Source organism: Ignavibacteria bacterium, assembly GCA_016873845.1.
GTDB lineage: Bacteria > Bacteroidota > Ignavibacteria > Ch128b > Ch128b > JAHJVF01.
Genome location: VGVX01000014.1, coordinates 1 through 21699 on the forward strand (window position 1 = coordinate 1; position 21699 = coordinate 21699).

The following is a 21699-nucleotide window of genomic DNA, read 5'->3' on the forward strand; positions in this document are numbered from 1 at the left end:
CCCCCGAAACATCTTTGAATTTTACATCAATATCAAACTTACCCCCTTTTGTAAATCGGGTGATTTTACCATTGTCTCCCACAGCAGTTCCGTTATTTGCATCTGTGAAGGAGACTGCGTAAAGATCTTCAGTTATTCCGCTTGTCTGCTTTGTCCATGAAACCCCTCCGTTTGTTGTGCGGAGGATTGTGCCATTGTCTCCCACAACAGTTCCGGTATTTGCATCTGTGAAGGAGACTTCGGAAAGACGTTGAGGTGTTCCGCTTGTCTGCGGTGTCCAGTTTGTCCCTCCGTTTATTGTGCGGAGGATTGTGCCTCCACCTCCCACAACAGTTCCGTTATTTGCATCTGTGAAGGAGACTCCGTGAAGAAATTGAGTTGTTCCGCTTGTCTGCTTTGTCCATGTAACCCCTCCGTTTGTTGTGCGGAGGATTGTGCCACCACTAATATCAAGTCCCACAGCAGTTCCGTTATTTGCATCTGTGAAGTAGACTCCGTGAAGAGCTTCAGTTGTTGGGCTTGACTGCGGTGTCCATGAAGCCCCTCCGTCTGTTGTGCGGAGAATTGTGCTACTGTATCCCACTGCAGTTCCGTTTTTTGCATCTGTGAAGGAGACTCCGGAAAGACGTTGAGGTGTTCCGCTTGTCTGCGGTGTCCATGAAGCCCCTCCGTCTATTGTGCGGAGGATTATGCCATCAGATCCCACAGCAGTTCCGTTATTTGCATCTGTGAAAGAGACTCCGTAAAGATTTTCAGTTGTTCCGCTTGTCTGCTTTGTCCAGTTAATCCCTCCGTCTGTTGTGCGGAGGATTGTGCCACTCCATCCCACAACAGTTCCGGTATTTGCATCTGTGAAGGAGACTCCGGAAAGAGTTGAAGATGTTTTTCTTGTCTGCGGTGTCCATGTATCACGATTGGTGGCGTTGTCTTCTATGGTTTGTAATGTAACGAATGAAATTACTTTGTCCTCAATAAGATTACTCTTCAAATCTTTATACGTCTTGTTTTCAGCGTAATCAAAACTACCTGAAGTTTTGAGTTTGTCTTCTTTATAAGTAAGTATATCTTCTACAACAATTGGTATTTCTGGAGAATTTTCTATCTTCGTTCTATCAGGGGCAACAATAAGTTCACAAGAGCTGTATATCATACCAAATATTAATACTATTGGTATTATTACTATTTGTTTTATTCTTTTCATTTTATTTTCCTCTATTAAAATTTCAATGTTATTCCGGCTATTGCTGTGCCTTGGTTCCCTAAATTGTAATCTAAATGCAAGGCTATTAACTCATATCTAAACTCTGCACCTATTGTTAATCGAAGCTTGTTCTCTCCCTTTACTTCTGTATTTACTTTTATTTCTTTTCCCAATTCTGTCTTTTCATAGTTGAACTTCATATCTGAGGATTCCATTTGTATTCCGCCATATGGTGTTAACATTCCAAATGTCTTCGATACTGCAATGCCAAATGCTGTGTTTGTTGACGATACTAATTCATCTACTTTGAAGCTGTTGTAAAATCCGTGTATTGATACATCTACTGGTAAATTAAAATATTGCCCGAATGAATGTCTTACGCCCAACCCCAGTAAATTGAATTTTTTATCCACTATCTTTATTCCCGGAAAATATCTTACTAAAAGCTCTGTATGATATGCATGTAATGATATCTGCGGTAATACAAATGTTGCATGAGCTAAATTAAATCCTCCAGGAAATGCCGCCATACCATCTCCGCCAGTAAATATTTTTGAACCCGTTGGGCCGAATATTGTCGATACTTTTGTTGTGTTGTTATAGCCTTTTGCCGTATCAAGCGAGCTTGGCTGATATGTTCTTTGCTCATCCGGGATCATCACATATATTGCATTGAATGCTATGGATAATCCAAAACTCTTGGGGATATGTGCTGAGCTGTAAACTCCAGAGTTTAATGCTGTGCCTACTGTCGTGGCAAGCGGTGTTGTATATGATTCTACATCTTTATTTGTCATTGTACCCAAAATACCTTCTAACTGAGCAAATGAGCTTAGTGATGTGAATAATATCATCAGAAATGTTATTTTTAACTTCATGATTCTCCTTTTAGTAAATTATAAATTCTAAACATCTTAAACCCTTTTTAAAGTTCCCGAGTTTATTAAAAATAAAAAACCTCTCAAATTGAGAGGTTTTTTGTTTTAAAGACTTTAACTTTTTTTTTTATTTAAAATGTACAAACCAGATGTGGACTCTACACTTAATTTCTAGTTTGTTGGCTAAATTCCTTCCCAGGTTAATCCTGCACTAATCGCTATTTGAAGTTTAAGCTTAAAATCAAATTTTGAATCTTTTGGACCTACAGTTACTTCATAATTTACTTTAGTATTAGTTTTTAAGTAATTACTTATTCTTGTTTTTTCATCATCAGTAAGTGGAATCCAAATTATGTTATTGAAAAAACTAAAACCAAAATCGATGTAACTGATTTAAATGGAACTCTTCCCGATTCAATTTTAATCAATTCAATTTTATCACGATTAAATGAGACAAGAAAGTTAAACAGTTCATTCAGACCTGATAAAAATAGTATTCAAATATATTTGGAAGGAAATACTATTAAAGCCAATCTTCTCACAGGTGAAATTGAAAACGAAATTGTGAGCAGCCGCGGTTTTCTACGTGAATTAAATTTCCTGCACTTGAATCATCCTAAAAAACTCTGGACATACGTTGCTGACATTTACGCTGCTGTACTCATATTTCTCGCTGTTACTGGATTATTCATGATCGAAGGGAAAAAAGGAATTACCGGGAGAGGAAAATGGTTTACAGTAATTGGAATATTGTTACCACTCCTGTTTTTAATTTTATATTTTTAGTTCAGCTAAACAATCGGAGTGTAAATTTTCTGAGATACGATCTGCCCTCTCAATTCCACATTCCGCATTCTGCATTCCGCATTCAGCATATATTCTCAAATCCTCTCAAGTACCATCGCTATCCCCTGCCCTACGCCAATGCACATAGTGCACAAAGCATTTTTGAGTTTGTTCCTTTTCATTTGATAAACAGCAGTCGTAACTAATCTTGCTCCGCTCATTCCGAGCGGGTGACCTAAGGCGATCGCTCCACTGAGCGGATTTATTCTTGGATCATCATCTTTTAATCCCAGCAGCCTGATGCATGCAAGCGACTGAGATGCAAATGCTTCATTCAGCTCGATAAGTTCTACATCATCTAATTTTAAATTTAGATGGTTGAGAATTCGTTTTGCAGCTGGAACCGGACCGATTCCCATTATTCGCGGTTCAACTCCAGCAGCTTTGCTTCCCAAAATCCGCACGATGGGTGTAAGTCGATATTTCTTGATTGCTTTATCAGACGCTATTATAAGCGCTGCAGCTCCATCATTTACTCCCGATGCATTTCCCGCTGTAACAGTTCCATTTAAATTTACAATTGGTTTTAATGCGGCTAATTTTTCTATCGAGGTTAATCGCAAATGTTCATCATCTTTAAAAATTATTGCCTCGGCTTTCTGTTGCGGGATATTGACTGGAATTATTTCATCAATGAAGAGTCCCTTTTTCTGTGCGGCTTGAGCTTTAGTTTGGCTTCGAAATGCAAATAGATCTTGATCCTCACGGCTGATTTTATATTCAACTGCAAGATTTTCGGCAGTTTCGATCATTGAATCGCTGCCATACTGTTCTTCCATTTTTTTATTTATGAATCGCCAGCCAATCGTTGTATCGTATAACTGTGCATTTCGGGAAAATGGTTCTGATGCTTTACCCATGACGAAGGGAGCTCGCGACATGCTTTCAACACCGCCAGCAATAATAAGATCAGCTTCTCCAACTTTTATGCTTCTTGCAGCCATTGCAACGGCTTCCATTCCAGAGCCGCATAATCTATTTACAGTTACGCCTGGAATCGTTTCTGAATAATCTGCCAACAGCAGAGACATTCGAGCGACATTTCGATTATCTTCCCCTGCTTGATTTGCACATCCTAATATTACGTCGTCAACTTCCATCCAGTTGATTCCAGGATTTCTTTCGACCAAAGCTTTCAGCGGTATTGCAGCTAAGTCATCAGTTCGTATTGAAGCAAGAGTTCCTCCATACTTTCCTACAGGTGTTCTGATTGCATCGCAAATGTATGCTTCGTTCATTATTTATTTCCCTTATCCTTCGAGTCTAAATTCGGTTTGATATGTTTAAATGCACTTAACATTGCTTCAGTCAAGAAATCTATTTCGGTTTGTGACATGATGGTTGATAACATACAGGAACACGAGTTAACAAGAATCACTTTTTTTTCATAAAGATGATCAAGAAACATCGTATTGATTTTTTTCATTTTATCATCGGAGAATGATTCTCTATACGAACCAGGCGGCTTCTCAAGAAAATGCAGCCGAAACATCGAACCTTCTCCCAGAATTGATAATGGAATATCTGCAACTGCAGCTGCTTCCTGAATTTGCTTTTTTGCAATTTGCGTCAAGTTATTTAGCTTTAGTACGGCATCTTTATTAAATAATTCCAGAGCAGTTTTCCCGGCTGTCAACGAAATTGGATTTGCGGAAAATGTCCCAGATAGAGGAAAACGTGCATTTCCAGTTCGCGGATCGAGTACACTCATTACATCTCTTCTCCCAGCAAATGCTCCAATTGGAAATCCTCCACCAATCATTTTACCGAGTGATGTAAGATCCGGCTTTACATCGAAAAAGCTTTGTGCACCATCGTAGTTTACTCTAAAACAGATAACCTCGTCAAATGCAAGTAAAGAATCATTCTTTCTTGTCCAATTATAAAGTGTCTCTATATATTCGCTTGAAGCTCTCATCATTCCAATTCGATGTGGTATTGGATCAATAATTATACATGCTATTTCATCTTTGTGTCTGTCGAGAATTGCAATTGTTCTTTCTGAATCATTGAATGGAAAGATGATAACATCGTTCATCACACCTTGAGGTGTTCCATAAACATTCGGAACGCTGTTCGGGGAATCAATATCCCCCCAAGTCAAAGGACTCGCATTTTGACTAACTTCAGCATAGTCGTAGCTTCCATGATACGCACCTTCTGCTTTTGCGATTTTTGATTTGCCTGTATAAGCACGAGCCGTTTTTATCATACCCATTACTGCTTCTGTGCCGGAATTGACAAATCGAATTTGATCGAATGACGGAACTCTCTCACACAGTAACTGCGCATAGTTAATCTCGACTTCAGTAGCCAGCGTAAAAGCAGTTCCTCTTTTAAGCTGATCGATAACAACTTCTAAAAGTTTTGGATGCGCATGACCGTGGATCAATGAAGCAATGTTATTTTCGCAATCAAGTCGTTTAACGCCGTGGATATCAGTTACATAGCATCCCGACGCACTCACAACATAATGCGGGTGGGGTTTCCGGTAAATAATGTTTCTGCTCAATCCACCAGGCAGATATTCACAGGCTAAATTATAAAGTGAGTCTTCTGTTTTTAGTATTTGTTTGGGATCAATAAAATTGGAACTCATTTTAAATCTTATTATTAATTTTTATGAAGAGGGGCTGCAGTGTTTTTCTGTAAAAACTCGAAATCAATACCAGGAGCCATTTCACGAACAAAAAGGCTTCCTTGATTAACATCTATAACAGCGAAATCAGTATAAATTCTTGAAACAACATTTTTCCCTGTTAGCGGATAGGTACATTCTTTCACTATTTTTGGCTCACCTGATTTTGTGACATGTTGAGTGATAATGTAAATAGTTTTTACGCCTTGAACTAAATCCATTGCTCCACCAACAGCGGGAATCGCTTTTGGCTCACCTGTAGACCAATTGGCTAAATCACCACTTTCTGAAATTTGAAATGCACCGAGGACACAAATATCAATATGTCCGCCTCGTATCATTGCAAAACTATCTGCATGATGGAAGTAACATGCACCTTCGATAGCAGAAACTGCTTTCTTTCCTGCATTAATTAACTCGTCATCTTCGAAACCGGGGGCGGGTGATGGTCCGACTCCTAGCAAACCATTTTCTGTATGAAAAACAATTTCTCTATCACTAGGAATATAATTAGCAACGAGCTCAGGCAATCCGATGCCAAGATTCACGTAAGATCCATCGGGAATATCTCCAGCTATTTTTTGAGCGATTTGTTCGCGGCTCCATCCGATACTTTTTTCTGAACTCATGGATATCTCCGATTTTCTTTCAAAAGCTGATTTTCGCTAACTGGATTTTCTACTAAAACTACTTTTTTTACAAATATTCCCGGTGTTATAACGATCTCAGGATCTATTTCACCAGCTTGAACAATTTTTCTTGTCTGGACAATTGTGCTCTTTGAAGCCATGCACATGATAGGACTAAAATTCCGAGCAGTTTTATTGTACAATAAATTACCAAATCGATCTGCAATTCTACATTTGATAAGGGCGAAATCCGCTTTGATTCCAAGCTCCATTACGTGCGTTTTTCCATTAAACTCTCTGACTTCTTTGCCAGCTTCGAGCGGAGTACCAACAGAAGTGGGTGTAAAGAAAGCTGGAATTCCTGCTCCACCAGCACGGATTCTCTCTGCAAGTGTTCCTTGCGGAACAAGTTCAAGTTCAATTTCCCCTTTTGAATAGAGGTCAGGAAAAACCACAGATTGAGCAGTTCTTGGAAATGAACAGATCATTTTTTTTACTTGTCTGTTTTCGATCAGTGCAGCTAATCCCACATGACCGTTACCGGTATTGTTACTTACAACAGTTAAATCTTTTGCTCCATGATCAACCAATGCATGAATTAGCTCGATCGGGCTTCCAGCTTCGCCGAAACCGCCAATCATGATTGTTGCTCCATCATAAATTTCAGCTACAGCTTCGGGAACAGATTTTACAATTTTATTGATCATATTCAACAACTTCAGGTTCAATTTGTAAATTCTGCTTAATTGCTTCATGAAGCTGCTGCTCAATCTCAATCAACTCATCTTCGTAGAAATGTTTTTCGGCATCAAAGGGCATTAACTTTTCAATTGTATTTTCTTTCTCATCATATTTCGCAAGATAGATATTGTCTATCCATTCCATATTTCGAGCTTCATTAAATTTGAGGACAAAAAGCTTCTCGCCTTTCACTTCGACGGTTCCCATCATTGAAATTTTCCCAGCTGAGGAAGTCATCGTGATATAACGTGATGGACGATTGATCGACGCAAGCGACCGATAAACTTTACTGAAAATTTTATTAATATCAGCAAGCGGTGCTGTAAAATAATGATGTTCGCCAGTCGGTCTGGCGCAATACATCGAATGAAAACCAACTGAAAGCATTGCTAATAAATTACCCAAGTCAATCCAATTCTGTGCTGATCTATCTACATCAACTGTTCCATCTGGTTTTGTGAATAAGCTGATGTGATTCATAATCGGACTTTGACTTTTCACAACAGCACCAAAATTTCTCAATCTGCGGATTGCAGCAATTGTTGATAGATTAAGAATTTCTCTTGGTGTTGAAAAGTGCGACATGAAAACCAATTGTATTCCATTATCATTTAACTTCTTGAATAGGTTCAGCATTTTCTCGTATGATCTTGAAAGTATCAATTCAGGGTTATAGGTTAAAACTCGGGTTCCAAGTCGAATAGTTTTAATATGACTGAGTTCAGGATCTTCAATAATTGAGTTTATGTATTTCTCAAATCGATCTGAGGTTAAATAGCCAGCATCACCGCCGGTAATTAAAACATCAGTTACTTCTTTGTGCTGCTTTAAATACTCGTGAATCTGATTAATATCTTTTTGTACAAACATGTCTTCATCACCGCGAACTTGTGCATGTCTGAAACAGTAAGTACAAAATGCAAAACAATATTGAGTTTGAACGTCAAAAATTAACTGGCATTGTGGATATTTGTGCTGAGTTCCTTCAACAACATCATAAGTCCCATCTTCCTTTTTGAAAATCGGTTTATTGAGTTTTTGCTTTCCGTCGTGTGGATTGGTCTCTTGTATGCAATCTTTTATAATTTGCTGTTTCTCAGCTTCACTCCCAGCATTTAAGTAAGCATCAACAATATCTTTTCTTATCATTCCCGGCTGAGGAAAAACAAGCTGAAAAATTGAATCTTTATTATAGTTCTGCCAATTGATCGCATTCAATGCATGCTTTGTAGCCATAAAGCGGTAAACTTCAATGAAGAGTTCTCGTTCTCTAAGATCACCCAGAACAATTCCATTGTCAGATAAAATTTGCACTATTTCTCTGAATCCATTCAATCCGGAATATTGTTTTTTGTCAGTGAAAAAGAATTCAGTTGTCTCATTAAATCCGGAATATTTGGGAAATGCGATATGCAGGCGATTCAATAGTCCTTCAGGTAAAAGATTCTCTTTTTTAATTATCTCCTGAATTTCGTCGGTATAGTGAAATCTCTTGATTAGACTTTCGACATTAATTGAATACGTGTGATTGTTTTTATTGCTTTTTTGTTGACTAGTAGTGTTCATGTTTTTGATTTTTGATTTGGCATGTTTGAAAATTGTATTACAAATTTAAACAAATTATTAATTGCATAAAAATGAATCCGCTCAGTTCTTTATATTTTTTAACTCTGACATTTGAAATTAGACCAGAAAATTATTCACGTTGAGGTGCTACCTATATTGCAGCCTTCTATTTTGTTAATATCGTAATGTTTATATTATTTCCGTTCAGGCGGCATTATTACATGCGACGCCTGATTATCAATTACGAATTAGTTTCTCATTTCTAAGATTGTTTGAATAAATAATTTATCAAAATTGAGAATAATTAGAATTAACACTTCATCTAAAATACTTAAACGCAATTCTTTGTGCGGTATAAATCTTGCCTGTTTATTTCAATCGCAACCAAATTAAAAATGGTTAATATTCAAACATAAGGTCATCATGTATAAGATCGAGATTAAAGAAATTGATGCTCTATTTGAACTTCTGAGAGGTGATGGGTATAATCTCATCGGGCCAGTTCTGAAAGATGGAGCTGTAATCTATGATGAAATTGAAAGCTCAAGCGACTTACCGATTGGCTGGACAGATGAGCAAGAACCTGGCAAATACAGAATTAATAAATCTGGGAGAAATACTTTATTTGAATTTACTTGCGGACCTCAATCCTGGAAAAAATTTCTTTTTCCCACTGTCCAAAAACTCTTCGAGATTAATAAAGAGGAAAAGAATCTTTTTTTCAAACCGATTGATGAGCCGCCGAAAAAATATGCTTTTATCGGCGTTAGAGCATGTGAATTAAATGCAATTCAGATACAAGATAAAATTTTCACTCAAGGGGAATTTATCGATCATTCCTACAAAAAAAGAAGAGAGAATTTATTCATCATCGCGGTGAATTGCACTTCCAGCAAAGGGACATGTTTCTGCACATCAATGAATGCCGGACCAAAAGTTAATAATGGATACGATATTTCTCTGACAGAAGTTTACCAAGATTATTCACACTATTTTATCTCCCATATAGGAAGTGAAATCGGTAAGAAATTTATAGAAAAAATAAATCCAAGCACTCCGAATGAAAAAGAGATTCAAACTGCTGAAAGTTTAATTCAAACTACAGCCGCTCAGATGGAGCGCAAGATTGATGTATCTAAAATCGAAGATATTCTATTTGAGAATTTTGAACATCCAAGATGGGACGAAGTTGCAGAAAGATGCATGTCATGTGCGAATTGCACAATGGTATGTCCGACTTGCTTCTGCACAACTGTAGAAGATATAACAGATTTAACTGGAACAAAAGCTGAAAGAATTCGAAAGTGGGATTCATGCTTTACACTTGACTTTTCATACATTCATGGCGGCAGCATTCGTAATTCAACTAAATCACGTTACCGTCAATGGCTGACACATAAATTTGCATCTTGGCACAAACAATTTGAATCATCTGGCTGTGTCGGATGCGGAAGGTGCATCACTTGGTGCCCTGTTGGGATAGATATCACGGCTGAAATTAACGCAATTCGTGAGACAAAAAATATTAAACAAGTTTTAATAGAGGAGAACCAATAATGGAATCACTTGAGAGGATTCTGGTAGAACATCCGTTTCTAAAAGATTTAAGTCCAGAGCATGTTCACCTAATAGTTGGATGTGCGAGGAATATTGTATTTGAACCAAATAAATTTCTCTTCAAAGAAAATGAAGAAGCACACGAGTTTTATATTCTTCGATCGGGAAAAGTTGCACTTGAAATTTATACCCCAGAATACGGACCGATAACTATTCAAACAATCGGTGAAGGAGAAGTACTCGGTTGGTCGTGGCTGATCCCTCCATACGAATGGAATTTTGACGGAAGAGCAACAGAGCTTACGAGAGCGATTGCTTTAGATGGAAAATGTCTGCGCGGAAAATGTGAAGATGATCATGTACTTGGTTATGAATTAATGAAGAGACTCGCAAGTGTATTCGAACAACGGCTTTATGCGATGCGATTGCAGCTTCTCGATGTTTACAGCGGAACAACACCAAAAATAAAAAAATGAATCACTCAATAATGGATCCGATGATTCCTCATCCTTATAAAATTCAACGAGTAATAAAAGAGACGCACGATACATTCACACTTGAACTTAAATCAATTGAGAAAAACGGAACATTCTCATTTGCTCCTGGGCAATTCAACATGCTTTATATTGCCGGAATTGGTGAAGTTCCTATTTCAATAAGCGGCAATCCAACTAAAAATGGATCATTGATTCACACAACACGCGCTGTTGGAACTGTTACAAAAGAAATGGCAAAATTAAAAAGAAGCGATGTGATCGGCATCCGAGGACCTTTCGGAACAAACTGGCCGGTAAAAGAAGCCGAAGGAAACGACGTGTTACTTGTTGCCGGTGGGATTGGACTGGCTCCATTAAGACCTGTGATTTATCATATACTTTCCAAACGTGAATATTTTGGAAAAATTATTTTGCTTTATGGAACTCGAACTCCGCAGGATATTTTGTTCCGTAAAGAATTAGAAAAATTAAAATCAAGACTTGATATTGACATTTACGTAACTGTTGATAGAGCAACACGTGCATGGAATGGTAATGTCGGTGTAGTAACCAGACTAATTCCACGCGCCCCTTTTGACCCGATCAATACGATTGCTATGATCTGCGGTCCCGAGATAATGATGAGATACACGATCACTGAAATATCGAGGCGTGGTATTGCCTCTGAGAACATTTACGTTTCAGTGGAAAGAAACATGAAATGCGGAATCGGTTTGTGCGGACATTGCCTATACGGCACCGAGTTTATTTGTAAAGATGGACCAGTCTTCCGCTATGACCAGATTCAAAACATTTTCGGAAAAAGAGAGTTTTAATATGTCAAAAAAAAGTAAACCTAAACTGGCTGTTTGGAAATTCGCTTCATGTGATGGCTGCCAGTTAAGCTTACTCGATTGCGAAGATGAGTTATTAAGTGTTGCCGGATTTATCGATATAGCTAATTTCCCCGAAGCTTCACGTGCTGTTTCAAAAGGTCCTTATGACCTTTCGCTCGTGGAAGGTTCTATCACTACACCGCATGACGCTGAGAGAATTCATAAAGTAAGAAGACAATCAAAATTTCTTGTAACGATTGGTGCATGCGCAACTGCCGGCGGAATTCAAGCATTGAGAAATTTTAAAGATGTTAAAGAGTTCACAAATATTGTCTATGCAAATCCCAAATTCATAGATACATTAAGCACATCAACACCGATCTCGAATCACGTTTATGTTGATTTTGAACTGCGCGGCTGCCCAATCAATAAATATCAACTGCTTGAAGTTGTGAACGCATTCCTGAATAATAGAAAACCAAATATTTCACCTCATAGTGTTTGTATTGAATGTAAAAGACGCTCAAGTGTGTGCGTAATGGTTACAAAAAACATCCCTTGCTTAGGTCCAGTAACTCATGCCGGTTGTAATGCACTCTGCCCCTCTTACGATCGAGGCTGCTTTGGATGCTACGGCCCGAAAGAGACGACAAATACAAGCTCGTTGGCAGAGTGGTTTAGCTCAAATGGTTTAAAAAATGATGAGATTGTGAGAACCTTCCGTGGATTTAACGCTTATGCAGATGCATTTCGTAAGGAGAGTGAGGCTCATGAATAGTAAAACGATTAAAGTTGATTATCTTGCACGAGTTGAAGGTGAGGGCTCACTCCTTGTAAAGATCAAAGACAACAAAGTTAAAGATGTAAAATTTAAAATTTTCGAGCCGCCGAGATTTTTTGAAGCATTTCTTCGCGGCAGACATTATACAGAAGCACCGGATATAACTGCTCGTATCTGCGGAATTTGCCCCATTGCATATCAAATGAGTTCAATTCATGCAATGGAAAATATTCTTGGAGTAAAAATCGATGGTCAGCTTCGAGAACTCCGCCGCTTACTCTACTGCGGAGAATGGATCGAAAGCCACACACTTCACATTTATCTTCTTCATGCACCAGATTTTTTGGGGTATGATGACGCCATTCAAATGGCAGCCGATCATCCTGAAACAGTTAAAAAAGCTTTGGAGCTTAAAAAAACTGGAAACGATATTGTTAATCTTCTGGGTGGGAGAGAAATCCATCCAATTAATGTACGTGTCGGGGGTTTCTATAAGATACCCGCAAAATCGGAATTCCTCATAATTTCAGACCGGCTTAAGTGGGCTCGCGATGCAGCTATCGAAACAGTTAAATGGACTGCGTCTCTTCCCTTCCCAGATTTTGATCAAAATTATAAATTTGTCTCTCTTTCAAATCCAAATGAATATCCATTGAACGAGGGAAGATTGATTTCGAACGATGGGCTCGATATTAGTATCAATGAATACGAAGATCATTTTATCGAAGAACATGTTCAACATTCGAATGCACTTCAATCACTAAAACTAAAAGAGGAAAATTACTTTGTCGGACCTCTTGCGCGATACAACCTAAATTTTGACAAACTCTCAACGATAACAAAACAAGTCGCTAATGATGTTGATTTAACTCCACCAATGAATAATCCATTCAAAGGAATTATTGTACGTGCACTCGAAACACTTTACGCCTGCGATGAAGCGCTGCGAATAATTGAGCAGCTTGATATTCCGGAAAGACCTTTTGTAGATGTAGAGCCGAAAGCTGGAACTGGATATGCATGTACGGAAGCTCCACGAGGAATTTTATATCATCGATACAGAATTGATGACGAAGGGATAATTCAAGATGCGAAAATCGTCCCACCAACTTCTCAAAATCAAAAACAGATTGAAGACGATCTCTTAAAATTCGTTGAAAAAAATATTAATCTTCAAAAAGATGAATTAACCTGGAAATGCGAACAGACGATAAGAAACTACGATCCTTGCATTTCCTGCGCCACACACTTTTTGAAACTGAAATTTGAAAATGACTGATTTATTCTTCTCCAATTCTTTTCTCAATCTGCGAAAATCTGTTCAATCTGCGTCATCTGCGTTCTATTTTTTCAATCCATGTTGAATATTCTTCTAATCGGCATTGGCAATGAATTCCGCAGCGACGATGGAATTGGTATTCTTATCTCTCGAAAAATCAAGCAGTTGAACCTGCCAAATATCGTAGTAATTGAGGCAAGCGGCGAAGGTTCTGAATTGATTGAATTATGGAAGAACCAAAAATTTGTAATTGTTGTGGATGCGGTTAATTCTGGAAGCAAGCCAGGAAAAATATTTAAGTTTGATGTAACAGAACAATCGCTTCCGATAAAATTTTTCAATTATTCCTCACACGCATTCGGATTAGCGGAAGCGGTCGAAGTAAGCCGAAAACTAGGAGAGTTACCTGAACGATTACTTATTTATGGAATCGAAGGAAAGAACTTTAGTTTTGGCGAGAAGATCTCTGAAAAAGTAATTGAAGCATCTGATCATGTGATTAATTTGATTATTGAGCGTATTAAAATTGAACAGTAGAGATTTTCTCAAAATGACTTTGTGAGACCTCGTGACTTAGTGACTTTGTGGTAGCTACATTTAATTTGTTTAACTATTGAATTTATTGCCACTAATCCGTTAGCTAACGGAACTAAGACTCAAAGAATCACGATGGAAATTAGTTGAATCACAATCCAAAAATTATTTCACCCAAACTCCCTAGTTCTTATCTTACATATGATTGTTAAATGAATAAGACACAACTATGCCCCTTTTAGGTGAACTAAGCGCACTTCTAACTGCCATCCTTTGGTCAGCCACCTCAATGCTGTTTGCTGCCGCAGCAATACGTATCGGTTCAACACAACTTAACGTCACTCGCCAGCTTTTTGCTATTATTATTTTGGGACTAATTATTCTATTATTCCAAATCGATTTTTCCCTTTCGGGATCTCAGATTTTTAATCTCGCTGTCAGCGGTTTATTCGGACTTGCATTTGGTGATTCGTTTCTCTTCAAAGCTTATCAGCAAATTGGCGCAAGAGTCAGCATGCTGATAATGTCAAGCGCTCCAATAATTTCTGCTCTGCTCGCATATTTTGTTCTGAAAGAAATTCTATTTTTCTGGGGAATCGTTGGAATGCTAATTACAATTTGTGGAATTGCACTTGTAGTTTTGGAGCGGAATGAAAAGGATAAGTCCTCTAAAAAACACAACTACACAGGAATAATTTTTGGATTTCTTGGTGCTGCAGGACAAGGGGCTGCATTAATTTTTGCTAAGTTCGCTTTCAACGAAGGAAGCATAAATGGATTGATTGCGACAATTGTAAGATTAATTTCCTCGATCATCATACTCTTCCCTATAGTACTCCTTCTAGGGAAATTCAAAAATCCAATCAAAACATTTCAGAAAGACACCAAAGCATTAACTTTAACTATTGGCGGATCAATTGCCGGTCCAGTTCTTGGGATCACTTTCTCACTTATCGCCATTGCAAACACCAAAGTCGGTATCGCCGCAACGATTATGGGGACAGTTCCTGTGATCATGCTTCCACTCGTAAAGTATTTCTACAAGGAACCGCTCAGCTGGCGAGCGATTCTTGGCGCTTTCATTACAGTGCTCGGTGTAGCAATTTTGTTTCTGAGATAAACGAAAATTCATTTATTATCAGTAACAAAAAGTCATATCTTGTTTCCAAAAAAATTATATTTGACAAAGATTGTTCGATAATTAAATAGATGACATTTCCACATCTGAAAATACACAAGCAGCATCTTTGTAATAAGTTCTTAAATTTTTCGGTATTTGTTTTGTTTGTGTTATCAAATATTTCATGCGATGCACCGCGCAATAATCCGCTTGATCCGAATAATCCAAATTTTGCTTTTGCCTCAATTGAAGGAACTATCCAGACTTTTGCGGTACCAAGAAAAGCCATCAGCGAGGTTTTAATAAACTGGAGCGGAGAAAATAAATTGGTCAAAACCAACGCTTCAGGATATTTCAAAATTGAGAATGTGTTCCCCTACAATGGATGGCTCACAATTCAAAAAGAAGGTTACGCCATCGATTCAGTTTACATTGACTGGCAGGACAAAAAAAATTATAATATTCAATCGTTCCTAAATGAAATTCCAAAACTCGACAGTCTTGTGCTTTTTACAACTGTTTTAAATCAATATCCGGATATTCAGACGGCTTCTTTAGAAGTAAAAGCAAAAGTTTCAGACAAGGACAATGACATCGATTCGGTTTTCCTCGAAAATACAGATCTCAATGTTAAGCTTGATTTGATTTACAATGCAACATCCAAAATGTATGAAAAAATATTTTCGCAGAGTGATCTCAAAATTGATGATATTGAAGAAGCAATCGGTTTACAGTTCAATATAATCGTTAAGGATTTGTTCAGCAAAACACATACAATTGGAAGTGATAAGCTCAATCGTGCAATTAAACAGGAAATAATTCTTGATTACCCATTGAACGGCGAATCTGTTACTTCATCTCCGATACTTAAGTGGAGAAGGTTTACGCCTGGTTTCGAATTCACATATACTGCGGAGGTTTTAACTGATGATATTCCTCCTGCAGCTGTCTGGCAGAAAGATAAAATCAGTGCGGATAGTATAGCAGTTACAATTACGGCAACTCTCCCCTCTCGAGGATATTTTTGGGTTTTATGGTGCGTAGATAAATTCTCAAACAAATCAAGATCGAAACCGGCTTCATTCAGAGTTAATTAAATATTATGCCAAAAGTAAAACCTGAAATAGAACAAATCAAAACCATCAGCAGAGAGCAGTTCGATATTCTTTATCACATCAGCCAGAGATTGAATTCTGTTGCTTATCAAGAAACGTTAATTGAAGAAACTCTCGATTTAATAATCCAAGTAATCAATGCTGAACGCGGCTTGTTCGCAAAATTTGATGCGAATACAAGTCAGTTCTTGATCATCGCAGCTCGAAATCTTCAGAAGGAAAATATTCAAGACCTCTCAACTTTTTCATCAGGTATTCTTCAGCAAGTAATTAGCTCAAAAAAACCCTGCCTTTATCACGATGTTCAGAGCGATCCAAAACTTTCACAGTTCGATAGTGTTCAAATTCACAATATTAAATCAGTTCTTGGCGTACCAATTATTAGAGATGAAAATGTTTGGGGAGTTATATTTGCTGACAGTCGAATAAACAGAAAAGAATTCACTGAAGAAAATCTGATCTTTCTTGATTTCGTTTCGAATTTAGTCTCACTTGCTTTAGAAAAGATTAGCGACATAGAAAAATTGAAAGATGAAAATCTTCTCCTGCGAAATCAACTTCAATCATTTCAAAGCATTCCAGATATGATTGGTGAGAGTCCTGCGATGAAAAATCTTGTAAGCTTAATCCACAAAGTCGCAGGGACTGATGCGACAGTGCTTCTTCTTGGTGAAAGCGGAACTGGAAAAGAGCTTATTGCACAAGCAATTCATAATTTGAGTTCGCGGAGAGATAAACCGTACTTGGCTCAATTCTGCGGCTCAATTCCCGACACTTTACTCGAGAGTGAACTATTTGGTTATAAGAAAGGAGCTTTTACCGGAGCAACTTCTGATAAAAAAGGCTTGTTCGAAGTCGCCGAACAAGGAACATTTTTTTTGGATGAGATTGCAGATATCTCATCAGCACTTCAGGCAAAATTGCTGCGTGTTCTTCAGAATAGAGAAATCATCCGTCTTGGTGATACGCAAACCATCAAGGTAGACGTAAGAATCATTGCTGCCACAAATCAAGACTTAAAAGAACTTGTGGGCGAAGGGAAGTTCAGAGAAGACCTTTATTATAGGTTAAATGTCTTCCCAATAATTATTCCACCGCTTCGTGAACGCAAAGGGGATATTTCAATTCTTGCACATCACTTTACAAAAAAATTTTCCAACGATAATGTTAAGCTATTACCTGATACAGTTAAGAAATTAGAGAGCCATTATTGGCCAGGGAATGTAAGACAGCTTCAAAATGTGCTTCAGAGAGCATTAATACTTTGCGACGAAAGTGAACTGGCACCGGAACATATTGTAATTGAAGAAGGACAAAACTTGGTGAACTTTAAAGGTACACTCGAAGATTTTCAAATGCAATTATTGAATAAAAGATTAAAACAGTTCGATGACAACCGCACACTTACTGCAAAATCTCTTGGAGTTTCTGTTCGATGGGTGCAAATGAAATTAAAAGAAATCGAAGGCAAGGATCCAAATTGAATAATCAAAAAGATAAATATCTTTTCGAAAAATTCGAAGTTCTAGAGACTCTAAAAAAAGATGAGTTCACGAGTGTTTATCTAGCCAACCATATTTTTCTTGGAAAGAAAATAATTTTAAAGACTCTAGATTCAGTTAATCTTTCTGATCCAACAATACTTGAGCGGTTTAAGCGTGAAGCAAAAATCCTCGCAAAGCTCGACCATCCGAATATTATTAAGGTACTCGATTTCGGAATGTTCAGGGAACACTTCTACATTTCGTTCGAGCATTTTGAAAGTAGAAATCTTCGGCAGGTCTTGAAAAGTAATACACTCAGCATCGAACAAAAGTTATCAATCGTTGTTCAGATGTTTAAAGGATTGGCTTACGCTCATAAAAATTCGATCGTCCATAGAGATCTAAAACCCGAAAACATTCTTATCAACGATCGTTATCATCTGAAAATAGCAGACTTCGGATTAGCTCTCACAAGTGAAGAAAATCTTGTTACAAATAAATCTTCAATTGTCGGAACTCCTAGTTACATGTCACCAGAGCAAATCCGAGGAGAACAGCTGACAAATCAAAGCGATCTATTCTCTGGAGGAATTGTCGCCTTCGAAATATTTGCAGGCAAAAATCCATTTGTAGGACAAGATTTAAATTCGACAATAAATAACATCCTTACTTTTGATGATGAAAATTTTAATAGTCAATTGGCAGGCCTCCCGAGCCATTATCAAACTGCGGTTCGATCCCTTTTGAAGAAAAGTCTGAGAAGCCGAGCAGATTCTGCCGAAACCGTCTTGAATATACTTGGAGTTACTATTGATAAGCAAACTGAGGTTGTCTCTCAAAACAATTTTACACTAAGGAAACTATTACCGGTATTTGCAATTTTAGTAATTGCTGCCCTTTTGTTTTTTATTTATCATTTTTCAACTAATTCAACCTCAAATGCGACTAATGAAAATGCACCAATTATTGACACCGCCAAGTCTTCTAACGCTGATGATAATAACCTAACTAAGAATACTGATGAATTAAAATCCAGTCAGAATAAAAACGAAAGAGAGGATTCAGGGCAAATTTCAGATCCAATTGTTGTCAATTCTGAAAATCTTCAAGTGAATAATTCGAACAATAAAACAATTCCATCAAATGTTCCGGGAAAATTGACAATTGAATGTCTTCCTTGGGCTGATGTATACATTGACGGTAAAAAAATCGATACTACGCCACTCGAACAACCAATACGTTTCTTGCCTGGCGAATACGAATTAAAGCTGGTTCACCCAGACTTCCCGGTATACACGCAAAAAATTTCTATCAGACCAGATGAATTTGAATTATTGGAAGTAAATTTATTTGATATTTACGGATTCCTAGAGTGCCAAATCTACCCTTGGGGAGAAATTCTCTTAAATGGTAATTCATTCGGACAAACCCCATTTCGAAGACCGATTTCACTAAAGCCAGGTAAATATAAACTATCGATTTCAAATCCAAATTTTGAGACTTTTACTACTCAAATCGAAATAAAAAAAAGCGACACATTGATATTTAAATATAATTTTATCCAAAAGTGATAATGCAGATGAATTTACTGGTACGATTATTGAGTTATTTTATAATAAATGTTTTTTAGGTCATGAAAGTATATGTTAAAATATTGATTATCTTACTGGTCATAACCAGCAGCATGATATATTCCCAGACACCAAGTTGGAAGATTGTAAGTCAAATGCCATTTCCAGTTTCTGACGGACAAGCAGTTGTGAAAGATTCTATGATTTACATCTTAGGTGGATTTTCAGACTCACTCGGAATACCGATTAATCTAATTCAAGAATATAATCCGAAAGCGAATCGATGGCGTGTATTTGGGCACATGCGACTAAGCCGCTCGGCGTTTCTCGCTGCACAGTTTAAAGACAGTGTAATCATCTGCGGTGGCAGCGTTAGAGGCCCATCCCCTTCAAATTATTTTTCAATGGAGATGTGGAATCTTAAAAGCGATCCATACTTTTTCCGATTCAATGAAAATTTCAATCGCATTTTTCTCAGCGGAGAAGTAATAGGGGAAAAATTGTATTTAATCGGCGGATCAAAAAACAATCCTTCGATCATGCCAAACCATTTAGCATATATTTCTGAGTATGATGTAAAAAATGATTCCGTTACATTTATTTTTGATTCAGTTTATACGAATATCCAATTGCCAATTCATCAAGCTGTTGCATCTATTAGGAACGACATTTTTATCTTTGGTGGAGTTGCTTTTGGTGTGACTCCGAAAATATTCAGATTCAACGCATTCACTAAACACTTTCATCAAATATCAATTCCATTAAATCTTGCAAGGGCTGGTGCTGCAGCCATCAATTTTGATGACGATAAAATTATAATTATTGGGGGATATAATGAAAGTATTCGAGCCATGACTTCAACTGAAATTTTCACTGCAGCGCCGGGCAATATCACAATCCGATTTGGTCCCTCTCTTAATTTTCCACGACGAAATCCAATTGCAGTAAGATTTAAAAATTCTGTTTACGTTTTTGGCGGCGAAGATTTATCAAGACGGGATGTGCCATTCGTCGAACATTTAGATTTAATGACTAATGTCGAAGAAACTCATCTGTCTCCTACAGAATTTACATTAATGCAAAACTATCCGAATCCATTCAATCCTTCGACAACAATTTCTTTCAAAATTGCTCAAAAATCGAATATTTTGATAGAAATCTTCAATCTCTTAGGGGAAAAAGTAAAGACACTTTGCAATGAAGAATTTCAAGCTGGTGTACACGAATTGGAATGGCTGGGGAAGGATGATCTTAACAATCCGCTTTCGGCAGGTGTTTATCTTTACAAACTTTCAGCGAAACAATTCACAGCTTCGAAAAAAATGGTGCTCTTAAAATAATGCTTAGATACTGCATATTGCTGATAGTACTTCAAGGCGCCAGTCTGAAGCAGGAGCTTTTCTCACAACAGATTTCCTCAGAACTTGATTCAATAAAAAATAAGTTTGAAACATTTGATTACAAAAATGTTATCTCCCTTTCTGAAAAAATTCTTAATACCAGCGATTCTTTGCTGCTCAATGATAGAATCGAAATTCTAAGGATGAAAGCGATTTCACACTACTCTCTTTGGGATGAAAATTCCTCAAAAGAAAGTTTTAAAGAAATTCTAAAACTCAACAATCAATACAATTTGGATTCACTCAAAAATTCACCAAAGATTGTTTCATTCTACAAATCAATAAAAAAAGAATATTCAAGCGAGCCGCCAAAGCAAATTAAAGTTGAAGAGAAAATTAATATTGATTCTTTGTTAAAGATTGAAAAGGACAAGTTCCAATCTAGTTCAACGAATTTAAAAACTTCATTTATTAAATCACTAATTCTTCCAGGCTGGGGACATCTCAATAATGGAAGCAATACAAAGGGATGGTTTTTGATTTCTTCAACAGCTGTTACGCTCACCTCATCTATTTACTTCTCATTCGATGCACACAGCAAGGAAAAGGATTATCTTGCCGCCACAACACAACCACAAATCGATGAACTTTATAATTCTTATAACACATCTTATAAACTGAGAAACATTTCATTAATTTCACTTACTCTTGTTTGGTTATACTCCCAAATTGATCTTGCATTCTTATCGAACAGTGGTGCGGAATATTTTACCTCAAATCGGGATTACAATCTCACTCCTTTCACAAGAAACTTTGATGCAATTTTTAGATTAAGACTCCCACTTTAAGTCTGAAATCGGATTTGGATAAATCAATTTATCCATGAAAAAAATTCGTCAACTGCGAAAATTCTGCGTAGTACCAAACTTGCGAAAAACTATTCCATTCTGAGAGGAAATTTTTTTTAGATGAATTTCTTGGAATTTTTACATTTAAATCTTGAAAAAATCCACAAAAAAACTAATTATCACTCATCCTGCAGATTTTTCATAATATTACATATTCCCAATAGCCCAAAACTGAACCTCGGCATTATTATTGACTCTC

Annotated in this window: 20 protein-coding genes; 13 read left to right on the plus strand and 7 right to left on the minus strand. The window is 37.2% G+C overall.

Features of this window, described 5'->3' with window-relative positions:
• Window positions 1-1201, minus strand: a 1201-nt coding sequence (locus FJ213_04770) for a hypothetical protein (GenBank protein ID MBM4175471.1), incomplete at its 3' end; no start/stop codon positions are given.
• A gap of 14 nt (window positions 1202-1215) precedes the next feature.
• Window positions 1216-2079, minus strand: a complete 864-nt coding sequence (locus FJ213_04775) for a hypothetical protein (protein MBM4175472.1) — start codon at window positions 2077-2079, stop codon at window positions 1216-1218.
• Between the two features lie 306 nt (window positions 2080-2385).
• Here FJ213_04775 and FJ213_04780 point away from each other — a divergent pair, with 306 nt between their 5' ends.
• Window positions 2386-2865 (plus strand): hypothetical protein, encoded by a 480-nt coding sequence (locus FJ213_04780; protein MBM4175473.1) that lies wholly within the window; start codon window positions 2386-2388, stop codon window positions 2863-2865.
• A 95-nt stretch (window positions 2866-2960) separates the two neighbouring features.
• Here FJ213_04780 and pcaF read toward each other — a convergent pair whose 3' ends face one another.
• The 5 genes from pcaF to FJ213_04805 are packed head-to-tail and all read right to left on the minus strand — an operon-like array spanning window position 2961 to window position 8394.
• Window positions 2961-4163: a 3-oxoadipyl-CoA thiolase gene (gene pcaF, locus FJ213_04785; GenBank protein ID MBM4175474.1), complete on the minus strand. Its 1203-nt coding sequence runs from the start codon at window positions 4161-4163 to the stop codon at window positions 2961-2963.
• Window positions 4163-5524 (minus strand): aspartate aminotransferase family protein, encoded by a 1362-nt coding sequence (locus FJ213_04790; protein ID MBM4175475.1) that lies wholly within the window; start codon window positions 5522-5524, stop codon window positions 4163-4165. The genes pcaF and FJ213_04790 overlap by 1 nt, the downstream gene beginning before the upstream one ends.
• A gap of 14 nt (window positions 5525-5538) precedes the next feature.
• Entirely contained in the window at window positions 5539-6192 is a 654-nt protein-coding gene (locus FJ213_04795) for a CoA transferase subunit B (GenBank protein ID MBM4175476.1), read from the minus strand.
• Window positions 6189-6899 (minus strand): 3-oxoacid CoA-transferase subunit A, encoded by a 711-nt coding sequence (locus FJ213_04800; GenBank protein MBM4175477.1) that lies wholly within the window; start codon window positions 6897-6899, stop codon window positions 6189-6191. Before FJ213_04800 ends, FJ213_04795 begins: the two co-directional genes overlap by 4 nt.
• Entirely contained in the window at window positions 6889-8394 is a 1506-nt protein-coding gene (locus FJ213_04805) for a hypothetical protein (protein MBM4175478.1), read from the minus strand. The genes FJ213_04800 and FJ213_04805 overlap by 11 nt, the downstream gene beginning before the upstream one ends.
• A 528-nt stretch (window positions 8395-8922) precedes the next feature.
• Here FJ213_04805 and FJ213_04810 point away from each other — a divergent pair.
• From FJ213_04810 to FJ213_04865, 12 genes are all read left to right on the plus strand, one after another.
• On the plus strand, window positions 8923-10056 hold the full coding sequence (locus tag FJ213_04810) for a sulfite reductase subunit A (GenBank protein ID MBM4175479.1): 1134 nt from the start codon (window positions 8923-8925) through the stop codon (window positions 10054-10056).
• Window positions 10056-10532, plus strand: coding sequence for a cyclic nucleotide-binding domain-containing protein (locus FJ213_04815; protein MBM4175480.1), 477 nt, complete (start codon window positions 10056-10058; stop codon window positions 10530-10532). Before FJ213_04810 ends, FJ213_04815 begins: the two co-directional genes overlap by 1 nt.
• Window positions 10529-11368, plus strand: a complete 840-nt coding sequence (locus tag FJ213_04820) for a Ni/Fe hydrogenase subunit gamma (protein MBM4175481.1) — start codon at window positions 10529-10531, stop codon at window positions 11366-11368. Before FJ213_04815 ends, FJ213_04820 begins: the two co-directional genes overlap by 4 nt.
• Before the next feature lies 1 nt (window position 11369).
• Window positions 11370-12146, plus strand: coding sequence for an oxidoreductase (locus FJ213_04825; protein ID MBM4175482.1), 777 nt, complete (start codon window positions 11370-11372; stop codon window positions 12144-12146).
• On the plus strand, window positions 12139-13428 hold the full coding sequence (locus FJ213_04830) for a Ni/Fe hydrogenase subunit alpha (protein ID MBM4175483.1): 1290 nt from the start codon (window positions 12139-12141) through the stop codon (window positions 13426-13428). The genes FJ213_04825 and FJ213_04830 overlap by 8 nt, the downstream gene beginning before the upstream one ends.
• Before the next feature lie 78 nt (window positions 13429-13506).
• Window positions 13507-13965, plus strand: coding sequence for a hydrogenase maturation protease (locus FJ213_04835; protein ID MBM4175484.1), 459 nt, complete (start codon window positions 13507-13509; stop codon window positions 13963-13965).
• 226 nt (window positions 13966-14191) lie between these two features.
• A complete protein-coding gene (locus FJ213_04840; protein MBM4175485.1) occupies window positions 14192-15082 on the plus strand; it encodes a DMT family transporter in 891 nt (296 codons plus the stop codon).
• A gap of 161 nt (window positions 15083-15243) precedes the next feature.
• Window positions 15244-16179, plus strand: a complete 936-nt coding sequence (locus tag FJ213_04845; GenBank protein MBM4175486.1) for a hypothetical protein — start codon at window positions 15244-15246, stop codon at window positions 16177-16179.
• A gap of 5 nt (window positions 16180-16184) precedes the next feature.
• Window positions 16185-17681 (plus strand): GAF domain-containing protein, encoded by a 1497-nt coding sequence (locus FJ213_04850; protein ID MBM4175487.1) that lies wholly within the window; start codon window positions 16185-16187, stop codon window positions 17679-17681.
• The gene (locus tag FJ213_04855) at window positions 17633-19252 is read left to right on the plus strand and encodes a PEGA domain-containing protein (protein ID MBM4175488.1); all 1620 of its coding nucleotides are present in this window, start codon (window positions 17633-17635) and stop codon (window positions 19250-19252) included. Before FJ213_04850 ends, FJ213_04855 begins: the two co-directional genes overlap by 49 nt.
• Before the next feature lie 62 nt (window positions 19253-19314).
• A complete protein-coding gene (locus FJ213_04860) occupies window positions 19315-20592 on the plus strand; it encodes a T9SS type A sorting domain-containing protein (protein ID MBM4175489.1) in 1278 nt (425 codons plus the stop codon).
• The gene (locus FJ213_04865; protein ID MBM4175490.1) at window positions 20592-21440 is read left to right on the plus strand and encodes a hypothetical protein; all 849 of its coding nucleotides are present in this window, start codon (window positions 20592-20594) and stop codon (window positions 21438-21440) included. The genes FJ213_04860 and FJ213_04865 overlap by 1 nt, the downstream gene beginning before the upstream one ends.
• Window positions 21441-21699: the final 259 nt, after the last annotated feature.

Bases quoted from the DNA above. Each gene is read 5' to 3' on its own strand.
- FJ213_04775 (MBM4175472.1), bottom strand. From the start codon at position 2,079: ATGAAGTTAAAAATAACATTTCTGATGATATTATTCACATCACTAAGC.
- pcaF (MBM4175474.1), bottom strand. From the start codon at position 4,163: ATGAACGAAGCATACATTTGCGATGCAATCAGAACACCTGTAGGAAAG.
- FJ213_04790 (MBM4175475.1), bottom strand. From the start codon at position 5,524: ATGAGTTCCAATTTTATTGATCCCAAACAAATACTAAAAACAGAAGAC.
- FJ213_04795 (MBM4175476.1), bottom strand. From the start codon at position 6,192: ATGAGTTCAGAAAAAAGTATCGGATGGAGCCGCGAACAAATCGCTCAA.
- FJ213_04800 (MBM4175477.1), bottom strand. From the start codon at position 6,899: ATGATCAATAAAATTGTAAAATCTGTTCCCGAAGCTGTAGCTGAAATT.
- FJ213_04810 (MBM4175479.1), top strand. From the start codon at position 8,923: ATGTATAAGATCGAGATTAAAGAAATTGATGCTCTATTTGAACTTCTG.
- FJ213_04815 (MBM4175480.1), top strand. From the start codon at position 10,056: ATGGAATCACTTGAGAGGATTCTGGTAGAACATCCGTTTCTAAAAGAT.
- FJ213_04820 (MBM4175481.1), top strand. From the start codon at position 10,529: ATGAATCACTCAATAATGGATCCGATGATTCCTCATCCTTATAAAATT.
- FJ213_04825 (MBM4175482.1), top strand. From the start codon at position 11,370: ATGTCAAAAAAAAGTAAACCTAAACTGGCTGTTTGGAAATTCGCTTCA.
- FJ213_04830 (MBM4175483.1), top strand. From the start codon at position 12,139: ATGAATAGTAAAACGATTAAAGTTGATTATCTTGCACGAGTTGAAGGT.
- FJ213_04835 (MBM4175484.1), top strand. From the start codon at position 13,507: ATGTTGAATATTCTTCTAATCGGCATTGGCAATGAATTCCGCAGCGAC.
- FJ213_04840 (MBM4175485.1), top strand. From the start codon at position 14,192: ATGCCCCTTTTAGGTGAACTAAGCGCACTTCTAACTGCCATCCTTTGG.
- FJ213_04850 (MBM4175487.1), top strand. From the start codon at position 16,185: ATGCCAAAAGTAAAACCTGAAATAGAACAAATCAAAACCATCAGCAGA.
- FJ213_04855 (MBM4175488.1), top strand. From the start codon at position 17,633: ATGGGTGCAAATGAAATTAAAAGAAATCGAAGGCAAGGATCCAAATTG.
- FJ213_04860 (MBM4175489.1), top strand. From the start codon at position 19,315: ATGAAAGTATATGTTAAAATATTGATTATCTTACTGGTCATAACCAGC.
- FJ213_04865 (MBM4175490.1), top strand. From the start codon at position 20,592: ATGCTTAGATACTGCATATTGCTGATAGTACTTCAAGGCGCCAGTCTG.